Here is a 23,692-nt window from a genome sequence, read left to right as displayed (position 1 = left end):
TCACCCATGGTGCGCCCCTTGCGGCACCCTGCGTCCTGCTGTCCGGCGGAGAGACGACCGTGACGATGCGCGGCAATGGCCGTGGCGGTCGCAATGCCGAGTTCCTTCTGGCGCTCGCCCTGGAGATCGGGGAAGACAGCCGCGTTTCTGCAATCGCCTGCGACACGGATGGAATCGATGGCTCGGAGGAGAATGCGGGCGCATGGTTCGACGCCGACATGATCGTTCGCGCCAAGCGGCAGGGCATCGATCTCGCACTCGCTCTTGAACAAAACGATGCCTACACGGCGTTCGAGGCGCTCGATCGGTTGGTCGTCAGCGGTCCGACGCTGACCAACGTCAATGATTTCAGATGCATTCTCGTCCGTTCCGGATGATGGCGATTGGAAGCGCGATTACTGGGCTTCAAGCGGCAGCTTGATGCGCACGGTGGTGCCTTCGCCTTCTTCGCTCTCGATCAGCAATCTGCCTTCGTGAAGCGACACGATATGCCGTGCAAGGCTCAATCCGAGGCCAGTACCGGGCAGGTTTCGCGTATTGGCGCCCCGGAAAAAGGGCTGGCCGACAAAGGGCAGGTCCCGCGAGGAAATGCCGACACCCGCATCTCTGATCGTGATGGTGATCGCTCGGTCGCACAGACGGCCCGTGACGAGGATGGGACTTCCTTCAGAAGAGTATCGCAGGGCGTTGGCGAGCACGATTCCAAGCGCCTGCTCGATGAGCACCGCATCTCCGCTGATTTTATCGGGCAAGACCGCGATGTCGAGTTCGCAGCGCCGACCGCCGGACAGCCGTTCGTGCTCTTTGGAAATCCGCCGCAGGACGATCTTGATGTCGAAGTTCGTCCGGTGCAGTACGATTCCGCCGGCATTGGCGCGGGTGTAATTCATGATCGTGCCAATCAGTTCGTCGAGGCGACGACTGGCATTCCAAATTTTTTTCGCACGCTCCCGAACATCGTCAGGCGACATGCGATGAACCCGCCGGGCGAGGCCTTGCGCAAGCGCCGAGATCACCGCCAAGGGTGCCCGCAACTGGTGTGCAAGCAGCGTCATGCGATCGAGGTTCGAACCTGATTTAGCCAGACGGGCGGCACGCGCCTTGGCCGGTTTCCGCGGTTTTTTCGAGGGTGGATGGGGATCTGACACGCTATTTCCATGAAATTCACGGTATAACGTTGTTTCATTGCCGGTGGTTTCCCGGCTCGGGTCCGCCGTGTGCGCCATGGCACGGGCGGCGGCCCGACGACGCAGGTGCGAAACCCTTTCCCGAATGCCGCGTTTCCACCCCGTACCTTTCAGGACGAATGGAGATTCCACGAGATGGATAAAGATCGCGTCGAAGGCAGCATGAAGAATATCAAGGGCACCGTTAAAGAAGGTGTCGGCAAGGCCATTGGCGACAGCAAGCTCGAGGCCGAAGGCAAGATGGATAAGGTCGAAGGCAAGGTGCAGAACACCGTCGGCGGCATCAAGGATTCGCTACGCGGAAAGCGCGACTGATCGGTCCCGTTTCCAGCAAAACGGCCCGGCTTCAAGCCGGGCCGTTTTGCGTTTCAGTACGAGGATTTCGGCGGATCAGAAAGACCTGCTTGTCGGCCCGAACGACGTGCTCTTCGAGCAGATCGCCCGTTTCCCGCAGCAAGTGTGGAATATCGATCGACGTGAGCGGGTCGGTGCAGATCAGGCGAATCCTGTCACCAGCCTGCGCGTGCTCCAAAACCTTGCGCGTGCGCAGCACCGGCAGGGGACATTTCAACCCCGACAGGTCGAGTTCCCGAACGCCCGCGTGAGACTCGGTCATGGCCAGGCTGCCCTCATTCAATGACGATACGCGGCGCTGCGCGTGTGCCCGCACCGGATAACGCCGTGTGGACCTGCCGCGCCATGGCTTTATAGATCGCAGCCTGCGCGCTTTCCGGTTCGACCGCCACGACGGGGCGACCGGCGTCGGAGGATTCGCGGATCGACATCGTCAATGGCACCTCGCCGAGAAATGCAACGCCGAGCCTTTCCGCCTCGTGCCGCGCACCGCCGTGACCGAAGATATCGGATGCCTTTCCACAATTCGGGCAGACGAATGTCGCCATGTTCTCGACGATGCCGAGGATCGGGATTTCCACCCGCCGGAACATCGAAACACCGCGGCGCGCATCGATGAGGGCGAGGTCCTGCGGGGTCGAAACGATGACGGCGCCGGAAAGCGGCGTCGCCTGCGCCATGGTGAGTTGGGCATCGCCGGTGCCCGGGGGCATGTCGACGACCAGAACATCGAGTTCGCCCCAGGCGACTTCGCGCAGCATCTGGGTGATGGCCGACATGACCATCGGGCCCCGCCAGATCATCGCGGCCTCTTCCTCGACCAGGAAGCCGATGGACATCACCTTGAGCCCGTAGGCTTCCATCGGTTCCAGGATCCGCCCCTCGAGGAGCTTCGGCTTGCCGTGGATGCCGAGAAGCTTTGGGATCGAGGGACCGTAGATGTCGGCGTCGAGCAGGCCGACGCGAAGGCCCAATGTCCCCAGCCCCAGCGCCAGATTGACGGCGGTCGTCGATTTTCCGACGCCGCCTTTGCCGGATGCCACCGCGATCACATGGGCCACACCGGGTATGCGCTGGGTTTTCGGCTGTTTCGACGGGCCCGGACGCGGCGATGGCGCTGCCGTCCTCGCCGGTTCGCCGCCGCCGGCTCGTTCGGCTGTCAGCGTCGCAAACACGCCCATCACCCCCGGTACGGCCCGAACGGACTTTTCGGCCGCGAGGCGGACATTTTCCAACCTCGGCGCTTCGGGCGGATCGATGAAGATCGAGAACATCACCCGACCGCTCGCATCGATGACGATATCGGACAGGCGGCCGGACTCGACCAATCTTGCGCCGCTCTCATCCACGGCGATGTCGGCCAATGCCTGCATCACGCGCTCACGTGTCACCGTCACGATGGGCCTCCTTGGCTCAGATATCTGCTCTGCTTGCATGTATAGGCCCCGGGACCCGGAGTTAAGGCCTAGCAGCAGAGCCCGCGCAATATCCCGAACCAATGGGATATTGCGGTGTTGTCCCCACATTCGCGGGCGTCCTCACCCAGATTGTCCGCGCCGGCTTTCCGAAGCTTTGCAAGACAACGAGGAGTTTACGATGCACCAGCATGGCCACGACGATCCGAATGCGAAAAAGCTCTACACGCTGATCAAGGACGTGAAGATCGCCATGATGACCACCGCCGAGAACGGCGGGAAGCTCCATACGCGACCCATGTATAATCTGGAAGCGGACGAGCACGGCGATCTTTGGTTCTTCACCCAGGTCGGTTCCTCGAAGACGCAGGAAATCACCCGGGACAATGAGGTCAGCCTCGGCTACGCCGACCCCGCGAGCAACACCTATGTGGCTGTGGTCGGGAAGGCCGAAATCGTCCGCGACAAAGCCAAGATCGACGAAAAATGGTCAGAGCCCATGAAGGCATGGTTTCCCAAGGGCAAGGATGACCCGCAGATCTGCCTCCTCCGAGTCCACCCGGAGCGTGGCGAGTTCTGGGACAGTCCTTCATCCACCATCGTCAATCTCGTGGGCTACGTGAAAGCCGTGGTGACGGGCGAGCGCGCCGATCCCGGTGACCACGCCAAGGTGGACCTCCACGGCTGACCGCTGCGTTCCCGTCGCGCGTCCCGCGAGGGGAACGGCCCCTTAAGAGAAACTCCGCCTTTCGCGAGGCCCGACGCTTCGCTATTGTCGCCTTTTCCGACCTTGCAGGGAGCTTGCCTTGGCGGATATCGCGACCCGGGTGTACAACCACACTTGGAAAATCGACCCGATCGTGCGCTCCGTGCTCGATACGGACTTCTACAAACTGCTGATGGCGCAGACGATCTTCCGCCGGCATCGCGACGTGCAGGTCACGTTCGGGATTCACAACAGGACCACGCGCATCCGCCTGGCGGATCTCATCGATGCCCAGGAGCTGCGCGAACAGCTCGATCACGTCCGCTCGCTCTCGCTCACCCGCGGCGAGTCGACCTGGCTGCGGGGCAACACGTTCTACGGCAAGCGGCAGATGTTCTCGCCGGAATTCATGGATTGGCTCGAGGCCTTCCGGTTTCCGGAATATCTGCTCGAGAAAGAGGAAGGCCAGTATGTTCTGACCTTCCACGGCCCCTGGATCGAGACGACCATGTGGGAGATTCCCGCCCTGGCGATCCTGAACGAACTTCGTTCGCGCGGCGTGCTCAAGGATATGGGCAAGTTCGAGCTCCAGGTCCTGTATGCGCGGGCGATGACGCGGGTGTGGGAGAAGATCAACCACCTCAAGACGCTGCCCGATCTCTCCATCTCGGATTTCGGAACCCGGCGGCGGCATGGCTTCCTGTGGCAGGATTGGTGCGTTCAGGCCATGCTCGAAGGGCTTGGCTCATCCTTCCTTGGCACGTCCAATTGTCTCATTGCGTTGCGGCGCGAAGTGGAAGCGGTCGGCACGAACGCCCACGAACTGCCGATGGTCTACACGGCGCTCGCCGCGACCGACGCCGAGATGGCGACCGCGCCGTATCGGGTCCTTGAGGACTGGCAGGAGGATTATCAGGGCAACCTGCTGGTCATCCTCCCTGATACTTATGGCACGTCCAACTTTCTCGCGAACGCTCCTGATTGGGTGCCGAACTGGACGGGTATCCGCATCGATTCGAAAGATCCCATCGAGGGCGGCGAAGAGGCGATTGCGTGGTGGCGCGCGCGGGGACAGAATCCCAAGGATAAGCTCGCGATCTTTTCCGATGGGCTGGACGTCGACGTCATCGAGCGGGTCCATCGGCATTTCAACGGACGGATGCGCATCGGTTACGGCTGGGGAACGCTTCTGACCAATGACTTTCGCGGTCTTGCGCCGGATGGCGGGCTCGATCCCATCTCGATCGTCTGCAAGGTCATCTCCGCCAACGGCCACCCCACGGTGAAACTCTCCGACAATCCCACAAAGGCGATGGGCCCCTCCGCTGAGATCGAGCGCTACAAGCGCGTGTTCCATGTGGGGAGCCAGAAGCCGCAACCGGTTCTGGTGTGATGATGGCAACCATCGACCTCAATTGCGACATGGGTGAAGGTTTCGGACCCTGGCCAATGGGCGACGATGCGGCGATGCTCGACATCGTGTCGTCGGCCAACGTGGCGTGCGGCTTTCACGCCGGCGATCCCTCCATCATGTTTCGCACGGCGGTCATGGCTAAACAGAGAGGCGTGGCGCTGGGCGCGCATCCCGGCTTCAACGATCTGGCGGGATTTGGACGCCGCGTCGTCGTGGGTGATTCCCCGGCCGAGATCGAGCGCATGATCGCCTATCAGATCGGCGCGCTGCAGGGCGTCGCGGCGCTTGCGGGCCACCGAGTCTCATATGTGAAGGCGCACGGGGCGCTCAACAATATGGCGAACGAAGACGAGAGCCTGGCGATCGCCATCGCCCGTGCGATCAAGGGCGTCGATCCCACATTGGTGAACGTTTGCATGCCGGGTCTCCTCATGGAAGCGGCGTCAGAGAAAATCGGGCTCCGGGTCGCGCGCGAGTTCTTCGCGGACCGCGCCTATGAGGAGAATGGCGCACTCATGAGTCGCAAGAAGACCGGAGCCGTCCTGCACGATCCGGACGCTGCCGCCGAGAGGGTGCTTCGCACGCTGCAAGAGGGCGCGATCGTCACGCAATCGGGGCGCCGCATTCCGCTGACGATCGACACGATTTGCGTCCATGGGGATGAGCCGAGCGCGGTCGACATGGCGCGGGCCATCCGCGCCAAACTCGAAGCCAACGGTTTTTCGATTGCGCCTTTCACGGCGGGCGAGGGCGGTCACAGCCTGTAGCTGCGCGCCAGAAAATCCTGGATCGCCGAAAGTGTCTCCTCCGGGGCTTCCTCGGCGAGATAGTGCCCGCAATCGATGCCTTGGCCTTCGACCGCGCCGTCTGCCCAGTCCCGCCAGATTGCCGGCACGTCGTACCAACGGGCAATCGGACCGCGCAGCCCCCACAAGGCCTGAATCGGGCAGGCGATCCGGCGTCCGGATTTGTGATCGGCCAGATCGAGCTGCATGTCGATGCCGGCGCCCGCGCGATAATCCTCGCACATGGCGTGAATGGTTTCCGGGTTCGTAAAACACCGGCGGTATTCGGCGAGAGCCGCGGGATCGAACATCGAGGTTCCCCGCCGCAGATAGAATGCATCGGGATCCGCGCCGATGAGGCGCTCCGGTAGATCGAACGGCTGCGCGAGGAAGAACCAATGCCAATAGCCCAGCGCGAACGACATGTCGGTGCGCTGGAAATGCTCCGCCGTTGGGAGAATGTCGAGAACCGACAGGGCGGCGATTGCGTCTGGATGATCGAGCGCCATCCGATAGGCGCAGCGGCCGCCGCGATCGTGCCCCACGACGGCGAACCGATCGAACCCGAGATCGCGCATGACCGCGATCTGGTCGCGCGCCATGGCCCGTTTCGAATAAGGCTCGTGGTCCGGATTCGTCGGCGGTTTGGAACTGTCGCCGTAGCCGCGCAGATCAGCGCATACCACGGTGAAATCCTTCGTCAGCGCCGGCGCGATGCGATGCCACATGGCATGTGTCTGCGGATGGCCGTGCAGGAGCAGCAGCGGCGGACCGTCGCCGGCGTGGCGCAGATTGATCATCGCCTCGGGTGTCGCGATCTGTCGATGGGTGAAACCTTCGAACAACGTCATGGGACCAATGTCATGGTGTCGACATCCACAAGGCCGAAATCCGTGATCTTGAGATGCGGAATCACGGGAAGCGGCAGGAAGGCGACCTGGAGGAAAGGCTCCGCAAGCGTGACCCCGAGTTGTTTCGCGGCCTTCCGGAGCAGGTAGAGCGCCTCCCGCACATCCTCAAACGGGAGATCGCTCATCAGGCCCGCGATGGGAAGCGGCAGCTCGGCCAGCACCTTGCCGTCGGCGACCACGACGAAACCACCCTGCAGATCGTGCAGCCGATTGACCGCGATCGCCATATCCGAATCGTCGGCGCCCACCACGCAGATGTTGTGACTGTCGTGCCCCACCGACGAGGCGATGGCGCCGCGTTTCATCCCGAAACCTTTGACGAACGCGCGTCCGATATTGTCGTTGATGCCATGACGCGCGACTACCGCCACCTTGACGATGTCATGGGCTACATCGCACATCGCATATCCGCCTTCGGACGGGAGCGTGGCGGCAAGTCTGGCGGTGATGATCTTGCCCGGAATGACGCCGATCACCGGCATCTCCCCCGAGGATGCCACAACCGCGAAATCACCCGCCAGCGCTTGCTTGATCTTGACGCTGTCGCGACCCACCGGGGCGATCACGCGGCGGGACGCGAACAGATCGTCGTCGACGAGGCAACCCGCGCTCACCACGTCGGAGACGACGCAATCGTTCAAATCGTCAAGCAGCACGATATCGGCGCGCTTGCCCGGCGCGATCATGCCGCGGTCCTTCAATCCGAAGGCTTGCGCCGCGGTGAGCGAGGCGGCGCGATACGCTGCGAGCGGCTCGCAACCGAGCGATATCAATGTGCGGATCATGTAGTCCAGATGGCCCTCTTCGGCGATGTCGAGAGGGTTTCGATCGTCCGTGCACAGGGCGAGAAAGGGTGACGTCGGGACGGACAGCAGGGGCGCCAAAGCGTGCAGATCCTTCGACACCGATCCCTCCCGGATGAGGACGGTCATGCCCTTGCGGATCTTTTCCAACGCTTCATCGGCCGTGGTGGTTTCGTGATCGGTTCGAATGCCTGCCGCGAGGTAGCCGTTGAGGTCCAGTCCGCGCACGAGAGGTGCGTGACCGTCGATATGCCGTTCGGCGAACGCCGCGATCTTGGCAAGACAGGCTGGATCGCCCGCGAGAACGCCAGGAAAGTTCATGAACTCCGCAAGCCCGATCACCTTGGGATGATCGAGATAACGCACGAGTTCCGCCGCGCTGATCCTGGCGCCGGATGTCTCCAGATGCGTGGCGGGCACGCAACTCGATAGCTGCACGCGCAGATCCATGATGGTGCGCTCGGCCGCCGCAAGGAAATAGTCGAACGCTGCGGTCCCGATGACGTTGGCCATTTCGTGCGGATCGCAGATCGCCGTGGTGACGCCGTGCGGAAGCACGCAGCGATCAAACTCGAAGGGCGTGACGAGCGACGATTCCACATGCAGATGCGTATCGATGAAGCCCGGTACCGCGATGCGACCGCGGCCATCGATCGTGCGCTTGGCGCGATATCGGCCATAGGTGCCGACGATGGTGTCGCCGCAGATGGCGATATCCGTTTTGATCAGCGCTCCGGTGACGAGATCGAACAGTCGTATGTCGGAGATGACGAGATCGGCTGGCTCCGATCCTTTGCCTTGCGCGATCCGACGCCGGAGCGTTTCTGCATCATGATGTCCCATGCGGCTCAGAGATCCTCACCAGCTGCGGCGTTCTCCGTTGTCGATGTGGATGATGCCGGTCCCGTACATCTTAAGGCCGCCTACTTCGGGACGCGAGCGTAAATACGCCATCACGCCTTGGGCACGCGTGCGCACACGCAGATCCACGGCGCGGCAGGAGAGATGGAGCGAATGGCGGGCGCCGCCCGCTCGACCGTTATGGCTTCTGCTGCGATGCGTGGATTCGACGCTGATGCTGCCGAACCGGACCGCCACATCCGCCATGACGAGCCGCAAACTGCCAGGCAGGCATGTGAGAGGCGCGCGCGGTCGCAGGATGATGGCGCCCCGTTGAATTTGTCGCCCCACCGTCGTGCCGTCGTTTCCGGATCGGCCCCGGTCCGGCGAGGCTCCATCGCCCGGGAGGCTGGCATAATGCGCCGGAGGCTGCTCGCCGCCTTCGGCCCGGCCGCTTCCGCTGCCAAAGGTGACGAGACCGCTCAGGACAAGTGAAGTCGAAATCAGCCGTATGCGATCGGTGCTCATGAGGTTTCCCCATTCGAGCCCCCTTCTTGACGGGCCGCTTGTCGCCATCTGCGCGCGGCGGCCTTCGATATTATGTAACTACAGTTTGTGTTTCCGTAGAACTGCAAGCTAAGGTGGTGATGTCTGGCGGCAAGACGTTGCGGCTTTCGGAGAATGGTTCTTTGGAAGTAGCAGCAGCCCCGGCCGGCCGCGTGAGGGTCCATGTACGAGACGGCGACAAGATCTTGCGATGGCCCCGGCCAATGCACACATGTCGGCAGGTATGTCGCCATTCCGGGGACATCGGGAGACGGCCATGAACGCTGCGCAAGGCGCACCCTTTGACATCACGAGGATCCGGGACCGCGATCAGGTCGATGCGGTCGCGCGGGTCACGATGGTGGCGCGTCTGCTCGACAGCGCGTTCTTGATCCCCGGGATCAATCGCCGCGTCGGCCTCGATTCCGTCATCGGGCTGGTGCCGGGAATCGGCGATGCCGTCTCGGCCGTGCTTGCCAGCTACATCATCTGGGAAGCGCGCGGGCTCGGCTTGCCGCGTCGAAAGATTGCTCGGATGATCGGCAACGTGGCGGTCGATACGGCCATCGGCGCCATTCCACTGGCGGGCGATTTCTTCGACGTGTACTTCAAGTCGAACGAACGTAATCTGCGCATCATTCACGAGCATCTCGGCATGCCGAAACGCGGCCCGCGCGAGATCGACGGCACGGCGTTCCGGAGGGGCGAGCAAAAGCGATGACACGGGTGTTGTGGTTCTTCGCCCTCACGGTGGTTGGGTTGTGGACGCTTCTTGCGTGGGGCGTGTATGGCCTGATCGGCTTTTTCGGCGATACGGCTGCGCGAAATGCCGACGTGGTCACCAGCCACCCGGCGAGCGTCGAGTGGCTCTCCTGGGGCGTGTCGGCCCTGCGCAATGTCGGGTTGGCGGCGGTGCTGCTGGTTTGGGGCGTGGTGTCGGCGGCGATCCTCGCCGTGCCGACGCTGTTGAGCCTCGCGCTGGGTGCGCTCGGCCGCGGTGGCCGGATAATCCGCGAGCCCATGGCGTGGCCTCCGCAGCCCGCGTGGCCCTCCGACGAGCCGCGTCCAGGATATCGCGATGTGACGCCGCACAAGCCCGCGTCGGACGACGACGATATCCGGCTGATCGAACGACGGTAGGTCGTCGCCAGGCGGCTGACGCTGCTTAGCGGTGGCTCGAGATGAACTGCTTGAAGCGCTCGGATTTCGGTGCGCCAAAAACGTCGGCAGGCGGGCCTTCTTCTTCCACCATTCCCTGATGCAGGAACATCACCCGGTTCGACACGTCCCGCGCGAAACCCATTTCGTGCGTGACAACGAGCATGGTGCGGCCTTCTTCGGCGAGCGCGCGCATCACGCGCAGCACCTCGCCCACCAATTCCGGGTCGAGCGCCGAGGTCGGCTCGTCGAACAGCATCACCTGCGGTCGCATGGCGAGGGCCCGCGCGATCGCGGCGCGCTGCTGTTGCCCCCCGGACAGGTGCGAGGGGTATTGGTTGCGCTTGTCGACGATGCCGACTTTCTGGAGGATCGCCTCGGCCTCGGCGATGCATTCGGCCCGAGGCCGTTTCTGCACGTGGATCGGAGCCTCGATGACATTTTCGAGGATCGTCATGTGGGACCAGAGGTTGAAACTCTGGAACACCATGGCGACCCGCGACCGTATGCGGTCCACCTGCGACTGGTCGGCCGGTTCCATCCCGCGCCGCGTGCGCTTGATGCCGATGGCCTCACCGCCGATGCGGATCTCGCCCGAATCCGGCACTTCGAGCATGTTGATGCAGCGAAGCATGGTGGATTTGCCCGAGCCCGACGCGCCAAGAATGGAAATGACGTCGCCGTCTTTGGCCGAGAGCGATACGCCCTTGAGAACTTCGAGGGAGCCAAAACTCTTGCGAAGGTTTTCCACCGAGACGGCAGGAATGGTTGCTGTCGTCACGTTCGATGCTCCATCAGACATGGGCGGCTTCCAGGCGAGGCTCGACAGGCGTCGCGCGTCGCAGATGAGGAGATAACCACCACTCTATCGCCATGATCATGCGCGTGATGGCGAAGTTCAGGATGAGGTAGATCAGGCCGGCGACGACGAACACTTCCACGGCGCGGAAAGTTTGCGAGATCAACTTGGCGGCAAGGCCGGTGACCTCCATCATCGTGATGATCGATGCCAGCGACGTCGCCTTCACCATCAGGATGATCTCGCTGCCATAGGCCGGCAGGGCCTGACGCACCGCGATGGGAAAGACGATCCGGCGGAAGAGCAGGAAACCCGACATGCCGCAGGCTTTCGCCGCCTCCACCTGCTGGTGCGGCACGGATTGCAGACCGCCGCGAATGATCTCGCTCGCATAGGCGCCGGTGTTCAACGTCAGCGCCAGGATCGCGCACCAGTAAGGTTCCCGGAAGAACGTCCACAGGCCGAATTCCTGCAAGGTCGGCCGGAACTGCCCGAGGCCGTAATAGATCAGGAAGATCTGCACCAGAAGCGGCGTGCCGCGGAACACGAACACATACGCCTTCGCGATCCCCTCGATGATCCCGACGCCCGACATGCGCATGAGCGCAAGGATCATGGCGAGGACGGCTCCGAATGCCACCGACGTGAATGCGAGATTGAGCGTCAGCGGAACGCCGCTGAGCAATTGCAGGAAGGTCTCCCACATGAAGCCGAAATCCATCAGGAAGCCCTCCTGATGCCGCGCAGCGAATGGGTCTCGGCGCGCTGGAACAGATAGGTGGAAACCCAGGTGATCACGAGGTAGAGAATTGCGGCCGTGATGTAGAAGTCGAACGGCCGGCGGGTCGAGCCCGCGGCGATGTGCGATTGGCGCAGCAATTCCACCAGACCCGTCACCGAGATCAGTGCCGATTCCTTGAGGACGAGCTGCCAGGTATTGCCAAGTCCCGGGATCGCGTAGCGCAGCACCTGTGGGGCGATGATGCGTCGGAACATCAGCCAGCGATGCATGCCGACCGATCGTGCAGCCTCGAGCTCACCGCGATTGAGAATCTGATAGGCGCCGCGAAAGACCTCAGCCTGATAGGCGCCCGAGACGATGCCGATGGCAAGCGCGCCCGTGACGAAGGCCGGAACGCCAATGAATCCTTCCGCGCCGAAGAGCCCGCCGATGGCGCCCAACGCGGCGCTGCCGCCGAAATAGAACAGGTAGATGACGAGGAGGTCGGGAATGCCGCGAAGAATGGTGGTGTAGCCGTCGCCGAAGGTGCGGGCCACCACGCTTCGCGAAAGCTTCGCCCAGGCCACCAGAGTTCCGACGACCGATCCTGCGAGAAAGCCGCAAAGGGCGACTGCCAGCGTCATTCCCGTGGCAGACAGGAGGGCAAGGCCCCAGCCCGCCGGTCCAAAACCGATGAGCTCGAAATAGCTCGGTTGCTGCACGTTCTGCTTATCCTGCTATGTGCGTCATCCCCGGTGGGGATGACGCGTTTCGCGATGATTTTTGCCTGAACGTTCAGCCCTGCGGCGTCATATCGACCTTGAACCATTTCTGGGTCAATTTCGCGATGGTGCCGTCGGCGATAGCCGCCTGAATGGCGGAATCGAACTTACCCTTGAGGTCGGCGTCGTCCTTGCGCACCGCAACCGCGACGCCGCGGCCGAGGATGCCGCCCGTCACGCCGGCGCCGGCGATCATCATGCCCTTGAACTCAGGCTGATCGAGGGTGGCCTTCAAGGAGGAATGCGCGGCGAAGATCGCGTCGACGCGGCCGGCCCCGAGATCGAGATCGTGCTGCTCGGTGGTCTTGTATTCGCGGATCGTCACGGTGTCCTTGAGATACTTTTCCAGGAACTGCGAGTTCACGGTCGAACCTTGCGTGCCGACCGTCTTGCCTTTCAGGAGCGGCTTCCACGCATCGATGATTTTCTGCGCGGCCTCGGGATCCTTGTCGAGATTGGCGCGCTCGCCCGTGCCCGCGAGCTTGGCCAGCGGCGAATCCTTCATGACCGCGAAGCCGTGCAAACCGGACGCGTAGGGGCGCGTGAACGCAACGACTTCGAGGCGTTTGTCGGTGATGTTCATGCCGGCCATGATGGCGTCGTATTTCTTGGCGTTGAGGGCCGGAATGATGCCGTCCCAATCCTGCGCCACCACCTCGCACTTGACCTTGATCCGGGCGCAGAGGTCGGCCGCGAGGTCGATCTCGAAGCCTTCCAGCTTGCCGCCGGCGCCGGTGAAGTTCCAGGGCGCATAGGCGCCCTCGGTGGCAATCTTGATCGTCTTGTCCTGCGCCGCGGCGCCACCGAAGGCGAGGGCGGAGGCCAGCAATCCGAGACCGATAGTCCTGAAGAATGTCATCGTCGTTCCCTGTGGTCAGTTTAACCGAACCATTCCGGGTGGCCCTCGGCCCATGCCTGCGGCGACTGCCCGGTTGACCAAAGCTAACAGGCAAATGCCGAGCTCGCGCAAGTCCCCTTCCGGCCGAATAAGCGCCCTCGGCTGATCTTTTCGGTCGCAGATCGCAGCGATCGCGACGGAAAAAGGGCGCGGTCTTCACCGCGCCCCGTCTCAACCGTTCAGGTCCGCCCTTAGCTGGACGGCGTGGTGTCGATCTTGAACCACTTGAGCGACAGCTTCTTGATCGTGCCGTCGGCGATGGCCGCCTTGATGGCCTCGTCGAAGCTCTTCTTCAGCTCCGGGTCGGTCTTGCGCAGGCCGATGCCGACGCCCGCGCCGAGCATCCCGCCGGTGATCGAAGGCCCGACCATGACGTAATCCTTGAATTCCGGCTTCTCCAGCGTCCCGATGATGGCGGTGGAATCCGCCAGAATGGCGTCGATCCGGCCGGCGGCCAGATCGAGGTCATGCGCTTCGGTGGACTTGTACTCGCGGACCTCGGCCGTACCCTTGAAGTACTTGTCGGCGAAGTTCGAATGGATCGTCGAGCCCTGGACGCCGATGGTCTTGCCCTTCAGGACCGGCTTGAGCGCATCGACGGCCTTTTCGGCGGCCTCTTTCTGGGAGCCGAGATTGAAGGCCTGGCCGGTGCCGGGCATCTTGGCGAGGGGCGAGTTCTTGGCCACCAGGAAGCCGTTCGGGGAGTTGGCATAAGAGGTGGAGAAGTCGATGACCTTCTTACGGTCCTCGGTGATGCTCATGCCGGCCATGATGGCGTCGTACTTCTTGGCGTTAAGCGCCGGAATGATGCCGTCCCAATCCTGCGCCACCACCTCGCACTTCATCTTGATGCGTCCGCACAGATCCTGCGCGAGTTCGATCTCGAAGCCATCCAGTTTGCCGCCAGCGCCGGTGAAGTTCCACGGCGCGTAGGCGCCTTCCGTGGCGATCTTCAGGGTCTTGCCCTGGGCCGCCGCTCCGCCGATGGCGAGCGCCGAGCCGAGAAGGGCGAGACCGACAGTCTTAAAGAAATTCATCTTCGTTCCCTGTTTTTGAACGCTTGCTCGAAAGGCAGGCGTTGAATCCGGCGACCGTTCCGGTCGCGCCGATACTCAGTAACGGACAAAGCGCACGAAAAGGCAAGAGTGAGGTCGTCGCGCCCACATCCGGCTTGTTGCGGAGGCCCGGAAGCCTGTGCCGGGTCAGGAATAAGGCCGCGAGATCTTGCGATCAACCCTGCGAGAAGCGATGAGTATCCGCATCGAGAGGAGACCGGATGAACGTCTCGGATGAAACCGCGAAGGCGCTGATCGAAACCCTCCGGGGCCGATTGGGCGCAGGCTACGTCGTCACGAACGAGGGCGACATGGAAAGCGCGCTTGTGGAATTGCGCGGTCTCTATCGGGGCAGGGCGGCAGCGCTTGTCCGTCCGGGGAATACCGACGAGGTCGCCTTCACCATGCGGGAATGCGCCAGACTGGCTGTCCCCGTCGTCGTTCAGGGCGGTAATACCGGTCTTGTGGGCGGCGGTGTGCCGTTCGGCGGCATCGTCCTCTCCCTGACGCGGCTCAACCGTATCCGCGAGATCGACCCCGTCAACGGGACCCTGATCGCGGAGGCAGGCTGCGTCCTGCAATCCGTCCAGGCCGCGGCCGCGGCGGCCGGTTACCTGTTTCCCCTGTCGCTGGCATCTGAAGGCTCCTGCACCATCGGCGGGAATCTGGCGACGAATGCGGGCGGTGTCGCGGTGCTGCGATACGGCAATGCCCGCGAGTTGACGCTGGGGCTGGAGGTCGTGCTGTCCGACGGGCGGATCTGGAACGGGCTGAAGGGCCTGCGCAAGGACAATATGGGTTACGATCTGCGGGACCTCTTCGTCGGTTCCGAAGGCACTCTCGGCATCATCACCGCGGCGGTTCTCAAGCTCTCCCCCGCGCCGAAAGCGCAGGTCACGGCCTTTGTCGGCTGCGCCGCGCCGGGAGATGCGCTCGCCTTGTTCAACAAGGTCCGCGACCAGGCGGGCGACCAATTGACGGCGTTCGAATACATTCCGGAGTTCGGGCTCGAAATCGTCTTGAAGCATCGCCCCGGCGCCGTTCGTCCGCTGGCGGAGCGCCACGCTTCGTATGCGCTCATCGAACTGACCTCGCCACGGGCGGACGCCGATCTGCGCGGCCTTCTCGAAACTCTCCTCGCGGACGCGCTCGGGGACGGTACGATCGCGGACGCGACCCTGGGCGAGAGCGCGACGCAAAGCCTCGCATTATGGAGCTTGCGCGAAAACCTGTCCGAAGTTCAGCGGCTCGAGGGCGGCTCGATCAAGCACGACGTCGCTGTTCCGGTGTCGCGGGTGGCCGAGTTCATCGAGGCCGCCACAATGGCGTGCGAGGCGGCGATGCCGGGTGTTCGCGTCTGTGCGTTCGGGCATTTCGGCGATGGCAACATCCACTTCAATCTTTCGCAGCCGCCCGCTATGGACAAGAACGATTTCCTCGACGAATGGGCGCAGTTCAACCGGATCGTTCATGACATCGTGGACGGCATGAACGGATCGATCGCGGCCGAGCACGGCATCGGCCTGATCAAGCGCGACGAACTCGCCCATTACAAGGATCCGGTCGCCCTTGATCTCATGCGCGCCATCAAGCACACGCTCGATCCGCACAATCTTCTCAACCCCGGCAAGGTCGTGGCCGTCGGCAGCGACGATCCCGCGGCTTTGCCCGGCTCAATGCACGCAACAGGCACAGGTCCGACATGAAAACGATCGATATTCTGGCCATGGGCGAGCCTCTCATGGAGTTCGCGGAAGTCGAACGCGCCGGAGAGCGGCTGTATCTGCCGGGACACGGAGGCGATGTCTCCAATGCCGCCGTCGCCGCCGCGCGACAGGGCGCAAGGGCTGCGATTTTTACAGCCGTGGGCGGCGATTCCTTCGGGACGGATTTCCTCGGACTCTGGGACCGAGAGACCATCGACCGATCATCGGTCATCGTCCGACCGGAGGGCCGAACCGGCGCCTATTTCATCAGCTACGGCGAGGACGGTCACGTCTTCTCGTATGCGCGCGCAGGTTCCGCCGCCAGCCTCGTTCGAAGAGAGGAATTGCCGTTGGCGCAGATCGCGGCGTCGCACATCCTCCACGCCTCCGGGATCAGTCAGGCGATTTCGGAGAGCTGTGCTGACGCGGCCTATGCAGCGATGCGGCATGCTCGGGAGAGCGGCACCACGATCAGCTACGACACGAACCTCCGCCTGCGGCTGTGGCCGCTCGACCGGGCCCGCGCGATCATCCACGGCGCCGTCGCACTCTCCGATATCGCGCTGCCGGGGCTTGATGACGCACAGCAGCTCACCGGCCTCGAACGACCCGAAGAGATCTGCGATTTCTACCTCCAACTCGGATGCGGCATCGTCGCGCTGACGATGGGAAAATCAGGCACGATGGTGGCGGTCGACGGTCGACGCGAGGTGATCCCGGCCCGGCCGGTGGAGGCTGTCGACGCGACCGGTGCGGGAGACACGTTTGACGGCGCGTTCCTCGCCCAGTGGCTCCGCGACCGCGACCCCTTCGGCGCGGCGGCGTATGCGAACGCGGCGGCGGCGCTCTCGACCCTCGGCAAGGGAGCGGTGGCGCCGATGCCCAGCCGGGTCGCGACCGAAGCTTTCCTGCGCACATGAAAAACGGCGGGTCCGAAGACCCGCCATATCGCCCTATCGATCAGGACTTAACGGCCCCGGGTCGCCCCGGGAAGCCGGTTGGCATCCGCGAGATGCTGCTCCAGATGCGGGACGACCGATTTCGCAAAGGTCATGAGCGACGGGTCAGTCCCGTTCTGGGCGTAGGATTGATAGAGGTTGAGCGTTTCCTGATGCGCGGCTTGCTGATAGCGCCCGTAGAGGCGGTCGAACTGGTGACCGCGGCTCGCCGCCAATTCATTGAGCATGGCGGTCTTCTGCGCATCCAGCGGAACCCCCATGCGCATGGGCGCCGAGACTGATCCCGTCGTCTGCACGTCGCCGGACCTCTGTGCCGCCGCGCCTGCGACGGTCCCCGCGGTCGCGCCGACCCCTGCGCCGACAGCGGCTCCGACAGGGCCGCCCATGAGCGCTCCGATGCCGGCCCCCGCGAGCGTGCCGGTCGCGGCCGTGCCGAGCCATTCACCGCTTGCTGAATACATGGGACGTCCGCCATTGAGCGCCTGGCTCGTCTGGCCGTGGTCCGTGATCATCTTCTGGGCGAAGGCGCGGACGCGCGGGTTCTGCGTCCGTTCGAGGGCCATTCGGCTCGCAGCGATCTCGAAGGCGTCCGCTTGCGAAGCCATCTGGCGAAACGTTGTCGAATCCATGCTTTGCGCGAAAGCGGGAGCCGAGACTGTCATCAGCAATGCCGCCATGGCTACGTATTTTTTCATCGCAAGATCTCCTTGTGAATTCGGAATGCTGGGGCGCAGTAAAGAAGCGTTCGGAGCCCCGGATCGTTTCCGCATTGCATCAACGAACCGGCTTTTGCGGGGTTCCGATCCGCGTCGTTAAACTGCGAATACGCTCACGCTTGTTCGCGAAAACTGTTGAGAATGCGCGCGTTCCAGCGAATACTGGCGAAATGTCGCAATGCGATGGCCCGGATGATTTCGGGCATCGGATGGTCTATGAGCGGGGCATCCTCAATCGAGATGCCGTTGTCAAAGCTGCTTCACATCCAGTTCCTGAGAGGCCTCGCGGCCCTGTCCGTGGCGTGCCTCCATGCCCAGCATGATGCCGTGTCTCTCGCCGCGCGCACGGGACAGGCTTTCGAGCCGTTCACCCGGCTGCCCTTCACGGCGGGTGTGGACGTGTTCTTCGTGATCTCGGGCTTCATCATGGTCTATGCGTCCCGGCCTCTCTTCGGCAAGCCGGAGGCACGGGGCGTGTTTCTGGCCCGGCGGCTCGCCCGGATCGCCCCGCTTTATTGGGCGGTGACGACGCTCTACCTCGCTATCGGGTTGGTGGCGCCCGCCGTCTTGAACCAGCCGCAGCCTTCGGCCGGAATGGTCATCGCCTCCTACCTGTTCGTCCCTGTCGCGCGGGGCGACGGGCTCGTTCAGCCGGTCTATTCGCTGGGATGGACGCTCAATTACGAGATGTTCTTCTACGTGCTGTTTGCACTGGTGATCGTTCTGCCGATGAGGAGTGCGTTGGCGCGCCTGATGGCGATCCTCGCGGGGCTCGCGGTCCTCGGCGCGTTTGTCCGCCTTCCAGCCACGCTCGCGTTCTGGACCGACCCGATCATCCTGGAATTTGCCCTCGGGGTCGGGCTTGGCTGGCTCCAGAACAGGGGCTTCAGCTTGAGCCGTCCGGCGAGGTGGGGACTTGCCGTCGCGGCTTTCGGGATTCTCCTCGCCGCCGGTCCCAATCCCGGCGCGGGGCCGTTCATCCGTCCGCTCGTTTGGGGCATCCCCGCGGCGATGCTGGTGGCGGCCGCCGCGTTGCGGGAGGATCGCGCGATGGCGGTCAGTCCCTTTACGCGGTTCTGCGCCTTCCTCGGGGACATTTCCTACGCGATCTACCTGATTCACCCCTTCGTGATCCGGGGGATCGGCGAGGTCATCGTCCGGACGGGGGTGGCGACGCATCTCGGTCCGATCGGTTTCGTGATTGTGGCCCTGGCCGGAACGGTCATCGCGGCCGTCATCGTGCACCGGGCTTTCGAACGCCCCGCCACGGCCTCCATGCGGCGACGGCTCGAGCGGCCGGCCTGAGCCTGCCTAAGCCTCTCTGGTCTGCCCGAGCCTGATCATTCCCATCGCGCCGATGTTCCCTTCCGGCAGCAACCCCCGCGTTTCGGCCGTGAGGCTAAAACCGCTCTCGTCGTGATCGATGCCGAACAGCAGATAGCCCGCTCGATGGGTCAGGGTTCCGCTGCGGGCCGAGGCGGAGGGTGCGCCGACGACCGGGACGGGACCGCGCGGGCCGCGGATATGGGCGACCGAGCCCACATGGTTGTGGCCGTGCAGGATCAATTCGGCGCCGACCCGGCCGATCATCGCCTCGAACGCCTTGGAATCCGTCAAGTCCCGTCCGGGCTGCGCGCCGCCCATATGCGGCGGGTGGTGGATGAGGATGATGCGGAAGAGGTTGCGGTCCTGCCCAAGGCGGGCCAGCAGGTCCTCCGCGGCCCGCATCTGCGGTCCGCCCACGCGGCCGCTGGCCACGAAAGGGAGGGTGGGGATCGCCGAGGACAACCCCACGATGGCAATGTCCTTGTGCTGCCGCAGGTAAGGAAAGAGACCTTCCGATCCATTATCGCCCCGGGTCCAGGGCCCGATCTCGTGAAGCAGGCCTTCGAGCGCGCCCGGCACATAGGCGTCGTGGTTGCCGGGCACGAAGCTGACATGCTGGGGCCCGCCAAGTCCTTCCAGGAAGACCCGGGACACCGCCCATTCGCTGGGCAGGCCGATATTGCAGGTGTCGCCCGTGCAGGCGATGTGGTCGGGGTTCTGTTCGTGGATGTCGAAGACCAGCCGGGCCAGCACTTCCATGTCGTGCATGCCGCGTCGGCCGCGATGCCAGTTATACCAGCCGGTCAGCCGCTTGCTGAGCAATTGCCGCAGTTGCGGACGCGGCAGAGGACCCAGATGCGGATCGGTCAGGTGGGCGAGGCGGAGCATGGCGACCCGATATACGAATGAGATCGAGGGTTCGCCCATGTGCCCTTGCGGGTCAAGCGCCGAAGGAGCCTGAGGGAGACGATGGGAGTCGGCAGAGGTCCCGAGTTGTTCGTCTGGCGGAAATCATCGCGCAATGACGACCGGATGACCGTCGCGGGCCGGCGGGCGCACATCCAGCCGCCGCGCACCTTTACGACGCCGCGCGACTCCGGGTCCGAAGACGGAGCTTGGCCGCGGCGGCGAATAAGGTCAGTACTGGGCGCCGGCGATGAGCGTCGAGCGAATCCGGTGATCGGTCAGGTCGAGAGCGGGCGACCAGGTGAAGCTGGCGGAACGAACGAGGCGGGAGAGAATGAGTGAGAGGAACATTGGAACACCTTTTTGCTGGGCGATTCATACGCCCGCGCCCCACGCAGGTCACGCGCTGAAACAATGGATCAGCCATGCGTTTTTTGAATAAGCCCGTTCATCATTCTGTAATCTTGGCTGTGCTTTCCTCATGAGATTCCCCAACCCCGTCCGATCGAGCTTCGCGTCCGGCGCCCTGCGCCGCGCTTTCCATACCTATTGGCGCTTCTCCCGTGGGCTGACGATGGGTGTGCGGGCCGTCGTGCTGGACGAGCAGGGACGGGTCTTTCTGATCCGCCACACCTATGTGCCCGGCTGGCACCTGCCGGGCGGCGGGGTCGAGACCGGAGAGACCACCGAAGAGGCCCTTCGGCGCGAACTCCACGAGGAGGCCTGCATCCGGATCGAGGGCGAGCCTGTCACCCATGGGGTCTTCTACAATTCGGGCGCGTCCAAGCGCGACCATGTGGTGGTCTACGTGATCCGGGCCTTCACGGTCATCGGCGTGAAGCAGCCCGACCGGGAAATCGCCGAGGCCGGTTTCTTCGCGCTGGACTCCCTCCCGGAGAACACGACCCAGGCGACCCGTCGCAGGCTCGCGGAGATCATCGAGGGCCAGGGCCGGATTCCGACATGGTAGGGAAGCGTTTGCAGAGCGGGCAGGACGCTGCTATGGGCGAGGGATAGCTTAGGAAATGCGCGCTCTCATGCTCCTGATCCGGATCCCGCGACGACGACACGGCTGACGTTCCTTTCAGCCCATTTTCCGACGTCCCTGCGAGTCCGTTCATGACCGAGCTCTCCCTTTTGATCCGCGCCGAGCAGCCCAGCGATGGCGATGCCATCGATCGCCTGCACGAGCGTGCCTTCGGCCCCGGCCGTTTCGCCCGCACTGCCTCCCGGTTGCGCGAAGGCGCCCCCCATCTCCCCGAACTGTCGTTCACGGCCCTCGTGGGCACGCTGCTGGTCGGCTCCGTGCGGCTGACGATGGTCAAGGCCGGCGACAGTCCCGCTCTGATGCTGGGCCCGCTGACCGTCGAACCGGCTTTCGAGGGGCGCGGGATCGGCGCCGCGCTGATACGGCGCTCGCTGGAGGCGGCAAAGCTTCACGGACACGGGTTGGTCCTGCTGGTCGGAGACGAGCCTTATTACAGTCGCTTCGGCTTCCGGCGCATCCCGCCTGGGCAATTGCTGCTGCCGGGGCCCGTCAATCCGATGCGGTTCCTGGCCCATGAGCTTCGCGAGGGCGCGCTCGCGGAAGCGCGGGGGCTCGTCTCGGTGCTGCCGCGCTGAAACTCCGCTCAGGCGCGCCGGCGCCCTTCGACGATCCACGCAACCAGGGTCGCGCCAACAAGAAGGATCAGCCCGAGGAAGCCGAGGGCGAGCGGCAGGATCGACACGCCCCGCACGATGGCGCTTTCGCTGGGCCGGATGCCGATCCAGTCGCCGCCGGCAAGCCGCGCGCCGGAATGGACCGCGAGGATGCGCGGTACGGTGACGCCCCTGTCGCCTGCCATCGCCACCCGACGAATGGAGCCGCCGGTGCCCTCGGCAATGGGGCGAAGCGCGTCCGTGTTGCTGAACACGTCCATCAATTCCCGCGGATTGGCCGGCCCGATGCTGACGAAGGCGATGAGATCGCCTGACCGCAGGGTGTGTAATCCGAGCTCCGTTGCGTTGATCTGGGCTGTGAACAGGCCGGGTTTGGTCTCGGCCAGCGCCACATCGCTCTGCTGGCCCGTCGGGGTCGTCAGGGTCACGGGCTCGGCCTGATCCTTCATGGTCTGCCGCTCGACGCGAATGGCGCGGCCGATGGCGTTGGCGCGAAGGGCTTCCTCCTCGAGCGCCGGCTCCTTCATCAGCCAATGGGCGAGGCGCCGCAGCAGATCGAGATGGGGACCGCCGTCGTTATAGCCGCGGGCCCACAGCCAGGCGTGATCGGACAGGAGCAGGGCGACGCGCCCTTTCTCCTCGCGCCGCAACACGAGGAGCGGCAGGTCGTTCGCGCCCGACATCAAGGCCGCGCCGGATTGAACCTGCGATCCGATGATCCGCAGCCATTCGCCCCAGGCCGGGGGCTGCGTTTCAGAGCCCGGAAGCTCGCGGGTCACGGGGTGGCGGTTGCCCGTATCGGTGATGCGGGCCTTGTAGGGTTCCTCGACGATGCGGCCGTTCGGCACGCCCGGAATGATGGGGGCGAGGCGGGTCTGGGCAAGCGAACCGCCGCTGGCGAATTCGGGCCCGGCCGCCACCAGAACCGCCCCGCCGTCGCGCACATACCGCACGATGTTGTCGAAATAGCTCGGCGGCAGAACGCTCTGGTTGGCGTAGCGGTCGAAGATGATCAGGTCGAATTCGCGGATCTTCTGCTGGAACAGATCGCGGGTCGGGAAGGCGATCAGCGACAATTCGTTGATCGGCGTCCCGTCCTGCTTCTCGGGCGGCCGCAGGATGGTGAAATGCACCAGATCCACGTTGGCGTCGGATTTCAAAAGGTTGCGCCAGGTGCGTTCGCCCGGGTGGGGCTCGCCGGACACCAGCAGCACGCGCAATTTCTCGCGGATGCCCTCGATGGGAATGACCGCGCGGTTGTTGGCGAGGGTCAATTCGTCGGGAAGGCCCTCGACTTCCAGTTCCACCACGTTCGCGCCCCCATGCTCGACCCGAACGTCGACGGAGAAAGGCGTGTCGGCGCGGACCTGTCGGCGGACGAATTCCTGACCGTCCCGGCGAACCGTCACGAGCGCCGAGTCGGTGCCGCCCCGTTCCATGACAACGGCGCGGATCGTCTGGTCGCGGCCGACGATGCCGAACCGTGGCGCCTCCAGCAGCTTGATCTGCCGATCGCGTTCATCCGGCCTGCCGGTGACGAGCACGTGGAGGGGGGCGCGGAATCCGAGGCTCTCGACCGAGGGCGGGATGTCATGCACGACGCCGTCGGTTACGAAGATCACGCCGGCGAGCCGCTCCGGCGGCACATCGGCGAGACCGTTCGAGAGCGCGGCGAACAGACGGGTTCCGTCGTCACCGGAGCTGTCATCGGCCTGGATGTAGCGGGGTTCCACGTCGGCCATCGAGCCAAAGCGGCGCTGCAGCTCAGCGCGGACCTGCTCGGTCATGGGCAACCGGTCGCCGAGCGTTTGCGAAGTCGAGCGATCGATGACGACCGCGACGATATCCTTGACCTTCTCGCGTTCCTCCTGGACCAGCGACGGATTGGCCAGCGCCAGCACGACGAGACCCAGCGCAAGGGCGCGGAGCAGCGCGACCGGACCGCGTGAAAACACCGCCAGGACGGCGAGAAGCGCCGCGAGCGCGCCGACAGCCCAGAGGGCGTAGGAGGGAATCAGGGGGGCGAAGCTGACGGAAAGCAAA

26 protein-coding genes are annotated in these 23,692 nt (G+C 63.9%); 12 read left to right on the top strand and 14 right to left on the bottom strand.

All coding sequences use genetic code 11. The features are described 5' to 3' along the window. Window positions 1–377 (top strand): MOFRL family protein (locus AC1DVM_RS10845; RefSeq protein WP_477254422.1); only part of this gene is annotated, 377 nt, incomplete at its 5' end. An 18-nt stretch (window positions 378–395) separates the two neighbouring features. Here the strand turns inward: AC1DVM_RS10845 and AC1DVM_RS10840 are convergent. Then, window positions 396–1,055 carry a sensor histidine kinase gene (locus AC1DVM_RS10840; protein WP_477254420.1) on the bottom strand — a complete coding sequence of 220 codons (660 nt, stop codon included), beginning with the start codon at window positions 1,053–1,055 and terminating at the stop codon, window positions 396–398. A gap of 267 nt (window positions 1,056–1,322) precedes the next feature. On the opposite strand from AC1DVM_RS10840, the gene AC1DVM_RS10835 reads away from it, so the two are divergent. Beyond that, entirely contained in the window at window positions 1,323–1,502 is a 180-nt protein-coding gene (locus AC1DVM_RS10835; protein WP_477254418.1) for a CsbD family protein, read from the top strand. A gap of 31 nt (window positions 1,503–1,533) precedes the next feature. Here AC1DVM_RS10835 and AC1DVM_RS10830 read toward each other — a convergent pair whose 3' ends face one another. Beyond that, window positions 1,534–1,803 carry a sulfurtransferase TusA family protein gene (locus AC1DVM_RS10830; RefSeq protein ID WP_477254416.1) on the bottom strand — a complete coding sequence of 90 codons (270 nt, stop codon included), beginning with the start codon at window positions 1,801–1,803 and terminating at the stop codon, window positions 1,534–1,536. A 13-nt stretch (window positions 1,804–1,816) separates the two neighbouring features. Next, window positions 1,817–2,938, bottom strand: a complete 1,122-nt coding sequence (locus tag AC1DVM_RS10825; RefSeq protein ID WP_477254414.1) for an Mrp/NBP35 family ATP-binding protein — start codon at window positions 2,936–2,938, stop codon at window positions 1,817–1,819. A gap of 199 nt (window positions 2,939–3,137) precedes the next feature. Between AC1DVM_RS10825 and AC1DVM_RS10820 the strand changes: the two genes are divergently transcribed. The 3 genes from AC1DVM_RS10820 to AC1DVM_RS10810 all read left to right on the top strand — a co-directional run bounded on the left by AC1DVM_RS10820 (window position 3,138) and on the right by AC1DVM_RS10810 (window position 5,843). Then, window positions 3,138–3,644: a pyridoxamine 5'-phosphate oxidase family protein gene (locus tag AC1DVM_RS10820; RefSeq protein ID WP_477254412.1), complete on the top strand. Its 507-nt coding sequence runs from the start codon at window positions 3,138–3,140 to the stop codon at window positions 3,642–3,644. Window positions 3,645–3,762: 118 nt separating this feature from the next. Then, the gene (gene pncB, locus AC1DVM_RS10815) at window positions 3,763–5,055 is read left to right on the top strand and encodes a nicotinate phosphoribosyltransferase (protein WP_477254410.1); all 1,293 of its coding nucleotides are present in this window, start codon (window positions 3,763–3,765) and stop codon (window positions 5,053–5,055) included. 2 nt (window positions 5,056–5,057) lie between these two features. After that, a complete protein-coding gene (locus tag AC1DVM_RS10810) occupies window positions 5,058–5,843 on the top strand; it encodes a LamB/YcsF family protein (protein ID WP_477254408.1) in 786 nt (261 codons plus the stop codon). On the opposite strand, the gene AC1DVM_RS10805 is transcribed toward AC1DVM_RS10810, so the two are convergent. The 3 genes from AC1DVM_RS10805 to AC1DVM_RS10795 are packed head-to-tail and all read right to left on the bottom strand — an operon-like array spanning window position 5,831 to window position 8,943. Further along, window positions 5,831–6,712: an alpha/beta fold hydrolase gene (locus AC1DVM_RS10805; RefSeq protein ID WP_477254406.1), complete on the bottom strand. Its 882-nt coding sequence runs from the start codon at window positions 6,710–6,712 to the stop codon at window positions 5,831–5,833. The two genes, AC1DVM_RS10810 and AC1DVM_RS10805, sit on opposite strands and share 13 nt — an antisense overlap. Continuing rightward, window positions 6,709–8,418, bottom strand: coding sequence for an adenine deaminase (ade, locus tag AC1DVM_RS10800; RefSeq protein ID WP_477254404.1), 1,710 nt, complete (start codon window positions 8,416–8,418; stop codon window positions 6,709–6,711). Before ade ends, AC1DVM_RS10805 begins: the two co-directional genes overlap by 4 nt. A 15-nt stretch (window positions 8,419–8,433) precedes the next feature. Beyond that, the gene (locus tag AC1DVM_RS10795; protein WP_477254402.1) at window positions 8,434–8,943 is read right to left on the bottom strand and encodes a D-Ala-D-Ala carboxypeptidase family metallohydrolase; all 510 of its coding nucleotides are present in this window, start codon (window positions 8,941–8,943) and stop codon (window positions 8,434–8,436) included. 295 nt (window positions 8,944–9,238) lie between these two features. Here AC1DVM_RS10795 and AC1DVM_RS10790 point away from each other — a divergent pair, with 295 nt between their 5' ends. Together AC1DVM_RS10790 and AC1DVM_RS10785 are read left to right on the top strand one after the other, a co-directional pair. After that, window positions 9,239–9,682 (top strand): DUF4112 domain-containing protein, encoded by a 444-nt coding sequence (locus AC1DVM_RS10790; RefSeq protein ID WP_477254400.1) that lies wholly within the window; start codon window positions 9,239–9,241, stop codon window positions 9,680–9,682. Beyond that, the gene (locus AC1DVM_RS10785; protein WP_477254398.1) at window positions 9,679–10,101 is read left to right on the top strand and encodes a hypothetical protein; all 423 of its coding nucleotides are present in this window, start codon (window positions 9,679–9,681) and stop codon (window positions 10,099–10,101) included. Before AC1DVM_RS10790 ends, AC1DVM_RS10785 begins: the two co-directional genes overlap by 4 nt. Before the next feature lie 25 nt (window positions 10,102–10,126). On the opposite strand, the gene AC1DVM_RS10780 is transcribed toward AC1DVM_RS10785, so the two are convergent. From AC1DVM_RS10780 to AC1DVM_RS10760, 5 genes are all read right to left on the bottom strand, one after another. Then, window positions 10,127–10,921, bottom strand: a complete 795-nt coding sequence (locus AC1DVM_RS10780) for an ABC transporter ATP-binding protein (protein ID WP_477254396.1) — start codon at window positions 10,919–10,921, stop codon at window positions 10,127–10,129. Continuing rightward, complete coding sequence (locus AC1DVM_RS10775; protein ID WP_477254394.1) at window positions 10,914–11,639, bottom strand: ABC transporter permease; 726 nt, start codon at window positions 11,637–11,639, stop codon at window positions 10,914–10,916. Before AC1DVM_RS10775 ends, AC1DVM_RS10780 begins: the two co-directional genes overlap by 8 nt. Beyond that, the gene (locus AC1DVM_RS10770; RefSeq protein ID WP_477254392.1) at window positions 11,639–12,361 is read right to left on the bottom strand and encodes an ABC transporter permease; all 723 of its coding nucleotides are present in this window, start codon (window positions 12,359–12,361) and stop codon (window positions 11,639–11,641) included. The genes AC1DVM_RS10775 and AC1DVM_RS10770 overlap by 1 nt, the downstream gene beginning before the upstream one ends. Before the next feature lie 73 nt (window positions 12,362–12,434). Further along, window positions 12,435–13,280 carry a lysine/arginine/ornithine ABC transporter substrate-binding protein gene (locus tag AC1DVM_RS10765; protein WP_477254390.1) on the bottom strand — a complete coding sequence of 282 codons (846 nt, stop codon included), beginning with the start codon at window positions 13,278–13,280 and terminating at the stop codon, window positions 12,435–12,437. Between the two features lie 230 nt (window positions 13,281–13,510). Beyond that, entirely contained in the window at window positions 13,511–14,356 is an 846-nt protein-coding gene (locus tag AC1DVM_RS10760) for a lysine/arginine/ornithine ABC transporter substrate-binding protein (protein WP_477254388.1), read from the bottom strand. A 239-nt stretch (window positions 14,357–14,595) separates the two neighbouring features. On the opposite strand from AC1DVM_RS10760, the gene AC1DVM_RS10755 reads away from it, so the two are divergent. Continuing rightward, window positions 14,596–16,080 (top strand): FAD-binding oxidoreductase, encoded by a 1,485-nt coding sequence (locus AC1DVM_RS10755; protein ID WP_477254387.1) that lies wholly within the window; start codon window positions 14,596–14,598, stop codon window positions 16,078–16,080. Next, window positions 16,077–17,000, top strand: a complete 924-nt coding sequence (locus tag AC1DVM_RS10750) for a sugar kinase (RefSeq protein ID WP_477254385.1) — start codon at window positions 16,077–16,079, stop codon at window positions 16,998–17,000. Before AC1DVM_RS10755 ends, AC1DVM_RS10750 begins: the two co-directional genes overlap by 4 nt. Before the next feature lie 47 nt (window positions 17,001–17,047). Here the strand turns inward: AC1DVM_RS10750 and AC1DVM_RS10745 are convergent, their stop codons facing one another. Continuing rightward, entirely contained in the window at window positions 17,048–17,734 is a 687-nt protein-coding gene (locus tag AC1DVM_RS10745; RefSeq protein WP_477254383.1) for a DUF4142 domain-containing protein, read from the bottom strand. Between the two features lie 267 nt (window positions 17,735–18,001). Here AC1DVM_RS10745 and AC1DVM_RS10740 point away from each other — a divergent pair, with 267 nt between their 5' ends. Next, on the top strand, window positions 18,002–19,060 hold the full coding sequence (locus AC1DVM_RS10740) for an acyltransferase family protein (protein ID WP_477254381.1): 1,059 nt from the start codon (window positions 18,002–18,004) through the stop codon (window positions 19,058–19,060). 6 nt (window positions 19,061–19,066) lie between these two features. Here AC1DVM_RS10740 and AC1DVM_RS10735 read toward each other — a convergent pair whose 3' ends face one another. Next, complete coding sequence (locus AC1DVM_RS10735; protein ID WP_477254428.1) at window positions 19,067–19,969, bottom strand: metallophosphoesterase family protein; 903 nt, start codon at window positions 19,967–19,969, stop codon at window positions 19,067–19,069. Window positions 19,970–20,468: 499 nt separating this feature from the next. Between AC1DVM_RS10735 and AC1DVM_RS10730 the strand changes: the two genes are divergently transcribed. Both AC1DVM_RS10730 and AC1DVM_RS10725 read left to right on the top strand, forming a co-directional pair. Next, entirely contained in the window at window positions 20,469–20,957 is a 489-nt protein-coding gene (locus AC1DVM_RS10730) for an NUDIX domain-containing protein (RefSeq protein ID WP_477254380.1), read from the top strand. A gap of 149 nt (window positions 20,958–21,106) precedes the next feature. Then, window positions 21,107–21,610, top strand: a complete 504-nt coding sequence (locus AC1DVM_RS10725; RefSeq protein ID WP_477254378.1) for a GNAT family N-acetyltransferase — start codon at window positions 21,107–21,109, stop codon at window positions 21,608–21,610. Between the two features lie 8 nt (window positions 21,611–21,618). On the opposite strand, the gene AC1DVM_RS10720 is transcribed toward AC1DVM_RS10725, so the two are convergent. Beyond that, entirely contained in the window at window positions 21,619–23,691 is a 2,073-nt protein-coding gene (locus AC1DVM_RS10720) for a hypothetical protein (RefSeq protein ID WP_477254376.1), read from the bottom strand. Window position 23,692 lies beyond the last annotated feature (1 nt).

The organism is Microvirga sp. P4_A5, from assembly GCF_056402495.1.
Note: the sequence above shows the minus strand (reverse complement) of the source record. Positions and strands in the feature narration are given on the sequence as shown.